Source organism: Kitasatospora sp. NPDC001527 (genome assembly GCF_040298605.1).
In the GTDB taxonomy this organism is placed as follows: domain Bacteria; phylum Actinomycetota; class Actinomycetes; order Streptomycetales; family Streptomycetaceae; genus Kitasatospora.
The window spans coordinates 1-1,461 of sequence record NZ_JBEPAM010000124.1; the positions used below are offsets into that span (position 1 = coordinate 1).

General features: G+C 71.0%; 1 protein-coding gene. It reads right to left on the reverse strand.

The window, feature by feature from the left end:
- On the reverse strand, positions 1 to 1,260 hold a 1,260-nt coding region (locus ABT238_RS38715), incomplete at its 3' end, for a SpoIID/LytB domain-containing protein (protein WP_350807411.1).
- Positions 1,261 to 1,461 lie beyond the last annotated feature (201 nt).

A 1,461-nucleotide genomic window follows, 5' to 3' on the forward strand; every position in this document is an offset into this window, starting at 1 on the left:
GTTGGCGACCCAGTCGTTGGCGACGTTGTTGTTGGTGTCGACGAAGGCGACGTGGGTGGCGTTCGCGTCCATCGACACCGGCGAACTCGGCGCCGGGGATCCACCGGTGGACCCGCTGCCGATCGACAGGCCGGGGTAGTAGGTGCTGAGTATGGACTGCCAGGACTGCCCGGCGAGGGCGCAGTTCTGGGAGCCCCACTGGCTGAGCGTGTTCGGGTAGCGGGACAGCCCGGAACCGCAGGACTCGGAGGTGTTGCCGGTGAGCGTCGCCTGGTAGGAGGCCTGGAAGATCGAGCCGTTCCTGGTCATGACCGAGTTCCAGGTCGCGTCCACCGCCGCGTTGGTGGTGGCGGTGGCCCTGCCGGGGATGTACCGCTGGTAGTTGATCGAGTCGTCGACGTTGTAGCAGGTTCCGTTGCTCGACCCGCCGCGCCAGTTGTTGACCCAGTACCACGCGTAGGTCTTGGCCGCCATCGCACCGGCCTTGAGCGAATCGGGCTGCCAGGAGGTGATCCACTCACCGGGCAGCACGTCCTTGACGTACGAGTTGAACGGCACGTTGACCACGCCGGTCTGCGTGCCCGCGACGGGGGCGCCGGTGCTGGTGTGCTGCGCGTACTGCAGGACCCGGATGCTGGAGGGCGGGGTGGAGTCGGAGGCGTAGCCACCGCAGTTCCCGGTGGTCAGCGCGGACGGAGCCTCCGTCAGCGGGGCCACCGCGCTCGGGGACATCGCGCTCGGGGCCGCACCGGTCGGGGCCGCACCGCTCGGGGCGGACGCGGCGGGGGCCACTCCGGCCTTGGCCCGCGGGGCCTCCAGCGACGCGCCCCGGCCGGTCATCGACTGCGACCGGTTGGTCAGCTGCACGGTCAGCGAGTCGCCGGAGTTCGCGGGGGTCAGCCCCGCGAGCTGGAAGGTGCCGAATCCCGGCGCCTTCACCGTGACCGTCACGGCCTCGCCGGTCGGGTCCGGATAGTCGATCGTGAAGCCGCCGGCACCGTCGGTGCGGCCCACGAGGGCGCCGTTCACCTCGATGCGCGCTCCCGACACGGCCGGCATGAAGGTGGGCGGGGTGATCACCCCGTTGTCGACCTTCTGGGCCCGGGCGTCGCTCACGGTCCCGGAGAGGACGATCGAGGCGGTCTGCGGCGTGTCCTCCTCCGGTGCTGCGGCGGCGGCCGGGACCGTCGCGGCGCAGCACACGGCCGCCATCGCCGTGACACCGCCGAGCGCCAGGCGCAGGCCATGGATGACTGACATTCGGAATTCCTTAGCTGTGGGCCGCGCCGGCCGACGGGGTCGGCCGGCGCGGTGGCGGGGGAGCGGGGTCGTGCCGGTGTGCGGTGCTCAGCAGCCGGTGTTCAGCGGTTGGTGTTCAGCGGCTGGTGCCGCCGATGCCGGAGGGGCCGTTCCAGGCGCCGTTGTTGATCCAGTCGTTGGCGATGTTGCCGTTGGTGTCGA